We start from the raw sequence: 4,687 nt of genomic DNA on the forward strand, positions 1-4,687 counted from the left end.
GGGGGGCGCCGGAGGGACGGGAGGCACGGGCGGTGCCGCCGGAGGCGGCGGGATCGAGGGCCGCGAGCCGCCCGTTCCGGCCGTCGGACCGGCACCGCACGCGCCGCGGTGGAGATCACCGTCCTCCAGCGGCTCGTGGCACCGGGGGCAGACGGAGGGGCGGTCGGGCTGCGGCATGGTCAACGGGTTCCTTCGATGATGTCCCGGCCTCCGGGCCGGGGTGAGGATGCCTCCCGCTCGCGGGAGGGAGTCGGACTCCTGCGGTGCAGGACGGGGAGGGGCGGATCGCCCTCAGCGTGGTGCGCCGTCGGCCTCGGCGGCGCGCTCGACCTCCAGACGGTGGACGGCCCCGGAGCCGGGGGACCTGCGGGCGGACCCGGGCCGACCGGCCGGCCGGGCGCGGGGGCCGGCGGGAAGGCGGAGCGTGATGCGCGTCGTCTCGTCCATGACTTCAAAATATGGTCTTCGTGGTGTTCTGACGGCGGGTCGGGGATGCCATGGTGACACCGTGGACGCCGGGGGGCGCCGGGCACGCCCCCCGGGCCGCCCCCGCCGGATGCCCCGCTGATCAAGCGTTCCCGCAGCGGCGCGTCCAAACCCGCCCTCCGCGGTCGCGCCGGGTGGTGCCCGGCGGGCCGAAGACCCTCCGGCTCACCGGAACTCCTCTCGTCTGCCGGCCGGTTCGCCGTCCGCCGGTCCTCCGGGCGGTGCCAGCACCTCCAGCGCCGCCTCCCGGTAGCGCTGCACCGCCTGCTCGGCCGCCCGCAGATCGCACGGAGCGCTCCACAGCAGCCGCCGGGCGGCGTCGTACCGCTCCGCGAGCAGGGGGTCGTCGGCCGCCCCGTGCCGGGCCAGCCGCGCGCGGTACGCGTCCAGTCGTCCGCGCAGCTCCGCCCGCACCGCCAGCGGCGCGGTCACGGCGGTCAGCGAGGCGCGGGCCCGCTCCAACTCCTCGTCCGCGCGCTCCTCCAGGCTCTCCAGCAGCGGCGACAGCCGGTGCCAGCGGGCGTGCCGCCGGTGCTCGGCGGCCAGCGCGAGCTGCTCGTACAGGGCGGTCGGCGGCCCGCTCACCGCGGGCACCTCGAACGCCGCGATCTTCGCCAGCACCTCGCCGCGCGCCGCCCTCGCCTCGGCCAGGGTGCGGTCGGCGCGCGAGAGCACGTCGCGCAGCCGCATCAGCCGCTGCTCGGCGTCCTGCCGCACCTGGAGCACGGCGTCGATCTCGCGCCGGACGTCCTCCAGCGCACGGGCCGCGCGGTCGTACCGGACGGTGTCGGGGCGCCCGCCGCCGGGGGCCGAACTCCCGCCCGCCGGTACCCAGAAGGCCAGCGGGTCGGCGACGACCTCGGCCCGCAGGGCGGTCAGCTCCGCGGTGACCTGCTCCAACTCGTCGCCCGCCGGATGCTCCCCGGGGCGCACGCCCACGGAGTGCGCCAGGGAGCGGATGCGCTGGAGCTCGGCGGAGAGCATGTCTATCCGGGCGGGCAGCGCGGACCACACCGAGTCGGCGGCGGCGACCGTGTCGAGGGCCCGGGCGTACCAGGCGTTCATCCGGGCCACCAGCTCGGCCAGGGTGATCCGCTCGACGGATCCGGGGTTGTCGGCGGCGGGGACGGCGACCGCCGGGCCGCGCAGCCGCGCGGTCAGCTCGGCGAGGTCCCCCGGAGCCGGCCAGCGGCTCTCGCCGCGCAGTCCGCGCGCGGAGTCCAGGGCCGCGGTGAAGGCGTCGAAGTACGTCCACAGCAGCGAGACGGCCTCCTCCGTCCGCGCCCACCGCTCCTTGGTCACCCCGGTCAGCTCGGCACCCTCCAGCAGCCTGCGCCCCGCGTGGTCCTGGAGCGCGTACAGGGAGGTCTCCACCGCCTCGTGCTCCGCGCCGAGCCGTGCCAGGGCACGGTCCACCTCCTCCCGGTCCATCACCGGTCCGCCCGGATCGGCAGCTCCGTCGTCCCCCATCGGTCACCTCGCCGCTCGTGTCGTCTTCGCGTCCGTGTTCGCGCCCGTGCCCGCATCCGGCCTCCGCCCCGCCCCGTGGGCCGGGGCGCCGGATCCGCTGCTCCCATCTTGTCGGCCGGAGACCGCCCGTGTACGGCCATCGGCGGACTGCCCAGCCCACTTCGGCGATACTCCTCCGGCGCCTTGTTGACGCCTACCGCCGGATTCCCGTTCCCGTGCCCCGCGCGGTGGAGGGCCCGGGAGCCCGGTCGGCAGTATGGCGGCGGGAAGCCGTGACGGCACCGTTGCGGCACTGTCGAGGGGGAGGCCCCCGTCCGGAACGCGGTCCCGGGGAGCGCGCGTGCGCCCGGACGCGCGTGCGCCCGGGCGCGCCTCAGTCGCGTGCGGCGCGGTCGGCGTAGTGGGCGCGCAGCCGGGCGTACGGGGCGGGCCCGGCCTCCAGCCGGTCCAGGGCCAGCAGCCCGGCACCGAGGACCGGGGGAGCGGTGACCACGCGGACGGCGGCCAGCGGGGCGCGTTCGGCCAGCAGGGTGAGCAGGCGGTCGTGCAGCAGCGGGTGGCGGGCGGCCGCGACGCCGCCGCCCAGTACCACCGGCACCGGGGTGTCCAGCAGGTCCAGCCGCTCCAGTGCCACCGAGGCCATCACCGCGATCTCCTCGGCCTGCCGGTGCACCAGGGAGCGGGCCACGGCGTCGCCCCGCGCGGCCACCGCGAAGAGGACGGGCGCCAGTTCGTGCCTGCGCCCGCCCGGCAGACGGCCCAGATGGAAGGCCTCGATCAGCGCGTACATGCTGGGCAGTCCGAAGTGCGCGGGCAGTGCCCTCACCAGTTCGGTGTCCTCGCCCCGGCCGTCCTCGGCGCGGGCGGCGTGCCACAGGGCCTCCTCCGCCAGCCCTCCGCCGCCGCCCCAGTCCCCGGACAGGCGGCCGACGGCGGGGAAGCGGTGGACACGTCCGTCGGCGGCCACACCGGCGCAGTTGATCCCCGCACCGCACACGACGGCGACCCCGTGCCGGGGTGATCCGTCGTCGGGCAGGCCCGCGCGCAGGATCGCGAACGTGTCGTTGGCCACGCGGAGGGCGCGGCCCCAGCTCAGGGCACCGATGCGGTCCGCCAGCTCCCGTTCCTCGCACGGCAGGTCGGCGTTGGCCAGACAGGCCGACACATGCTCGGCCAGGGGGGCGCCCGGCCGCGCCTCCAGACCCGCCGCCCGCGCGGCCCGGGCCACCGTCCGCGCCAGCGACGCGACGGCCCTCCCCGCCCCGACCGCCGGCGGCCGGAAGCCGCCGCCGCGCGCCGAGCCCAGCACCGTCCCGTCGGCCGAGACCAGCGCCACGTCGGTCTTGCTGTTGCCCGCGTCGACGGCCAGCGCGGCGGCGGGCGGCCCGGCGGCGGGGGTCAGGCCCATGCCAGGTACTCCCGGTTGTGCGCGAGCAGACGGTCCGTCAGCTTCTCGGCGAGGGAGTACCGGCCGACCAGGGGGTGGGCCAGCAGCGCGGCGAACACCCGGTCCCGGCCCCCGCGCAGGGCGGCGTCCAGCGCCAGGTGCTCGTACGCCGTCACGGCCGAGATCAGGCCCGTGCAGAGCGGGTCCAGCGGCGGTACGGGCAGCGGCTCGGCGCCCGCCGGGGAGACGGCGGCAGGGACCTCGACCACCGCGTCGTCGGGGAGGAAGGGCAGGGTGCCGCCGTTGCGGACGTTCACCACCTGCGCGCCCCCGCCCGCCTCGCCCGTGCCGCCCCGGCCGTCGCCCAGCAGGGCCGCGGCCAGGGCGACGGCGGCCTCGGAGTAGTAGGCGCCGCCGCGCCCGGCCAGCAGCTCCGGCTTGGTGTCCAGTGCCGGATCGGCGTACATCTCCAGCAGTTCGCGCTCCATCGCGGCGACCTCCGCCGCCCGCGGGGGGCGGTCGCGCATCTCGGCCACGACCTCGTCGTGGGTGTAGAAGTAGCGCAGGTAGTACGAGGGCACGGCGCCCAGCCGGTGCAGAAGGGGCTCGGGCAGGCGCAGGTCGGCGGCGATCGCCGCGCCGTGCCGGGCCAGCAGACCGGGCAGCACGTTCCGCCCGTCCGGCCCGCCCAGGCGCACCCCGAACTCCCAGGTGAGGTGGTTGAGCCCGACGTGGTCCAGGTGCACCTGACCGGGCTCCACCTCCAGCAGGGCGGCGAACTTCCGCTGGAGCCCGATCGCCACGTTGCACAGGCCCACCGCCCGGTGGCCCTCGTTCAGCAGGGCGCGGGTGACGATGCCCACCGGGTTGGTGAAGTCGATGATCCACGCACCGGGGTTGGCGCGGCGCACCCGCTCGGCGATGTCCAGGACGACGGGGACGGTGCGCAGCGCCTTGGCCAGTCCGCCCGCGCCCGTGGTCTCCTGCCCGACGCAGCCGCAGTCCAGCGGCCATGTCTCGTCCCGTTCGCGGGCCGCCTGGCCGCCCACGCGGAGCTGGAGCAGCACGGCGTCGGCGTCCGCGACGGCCGCGTCCAGGTCGCCGGTGGTGGTGACGGCGGCCGGGTGGCCGGCGCGGGCGAGCATGCGGCGGGCCAGCCCGCCCACCAGCTCCAGCCGGTCCCCGGCCGGGTCGGCCAGGACCAGCTCGGTGACCGGGAGGGTGTCCTGCAACCGGGCGAATCCGTCGACGAGTTCGGGGGTGTAGGTGGATCCGCCGCCCACCACTGCGAGTTTCACGGGACTGCCTCCTCGGGCCTGGGGAGCGGGACGTCGGGGTTCGGGG

Annotated in this window: 4 protein-coding genes; all 4 read right to left on the minus strand. The window is 77.1% G+C overall.

All coding sequences use genetic code 11. The annotated features are described in order from the left end of the window. Nucleotides 1-291: 291 nt before the first annotated feature. The 4 genes from L7D48_RS26030 to L7D48_RS26045 all read right to left on the minus strand — a co-directional run bounded on the left by L7D48_RS26030 (nt 292) and on the right by L7D48_RS26045 (nt 4,641). A complete protein-coding gene (locus tag L7D48_RS26030; RefSeq protein WP_237883111.1) occupies nt 292-447 on the minus strand; it encodes a hypothetical protein in 156 nt (51 codons plus the stop codon). A 204-nt stretch (nt 448-651) separates the two neighbouring features. Next, nucleotides 652-1,956 carry a hypothetical protein gene (locus tag L7D48_RS26035; RefSeq protein ID WP_237883113.1) on the minus strand — a complete coding sequence of 435 codons (1,305 nt, stop codon included), beginning with the start codon at nt 1,954-1,956 and terminating at the stop codon, nt 652-654. Nucleotides 1,957-2,329: 373 nt separating this feature from the next. Continuing rightward, the gene (locus L7D48_RS26040; RefSeq protein ID WP_237883115.1) at nt 2,330-3,364 is read right to left on the minus strand and encodes an N-acetylglucosamine kinase; all 1,035 of its coding nucleotides are present in this window, start codon (nt 3,362-3,364) and stop codon (nt 2,330-2,332) included. Beyond that, the gene (locus L7D48_RS26045; RefSeq protein WP_237883117.1) at nt 3,355-4,641 is read right to left on the minus strand and encodes a 6-phospho-beta-glucosidase; all 1,287 of its coding nucleotides are present in this window, start codon (nt 4,639-4,641) and stop codon (nt 3,355-3,357) included. The genes L7D48_RS26040 and L7D48_RS26045 overlap by 10 nt, the downstream gene beginning before the upstream one ends. Nucleotides 4,642-4,687: the final 46 nt, after the last annotated feature.

Origin of the sequence: Streptomyces sp. ICN903 (assembly GCF_022015835.1) — a bacterium.
GTDB classification, from domain to species: domain Bacteria; phylum Actinomycetota; class Actinomycetes; order Streptomycetales; family Streptomycetaceae; genus Streptomyces; species Streptomyces fenghuangensis.

Bases quoted from the DNA above. Each gene is read 5' to 3' on its own strand.
- L7D48_RS26030 (WP_237883111.1), bottom strand. From the start codon at position 447: ATGGACGAGACGACGCGCATCACGCTCCGCCTTCCCGCCGGCCCCCGC.
- L7D48_RS26040 (WP_237883115.1), bottom strand. From the start codon at position 3,364: ATGGGCCTGACCCCCGCCGCCGGGCCGCCCGCCGCCGCGCTGGCCGTC.
- L7D48_RS26035 (WP_237883113.1), bottom strand. From the start codon at position 1,956: ATGGGGGACGACGGAGCTGCCGATCCGGGCGGACCGGTGATGGACCGG.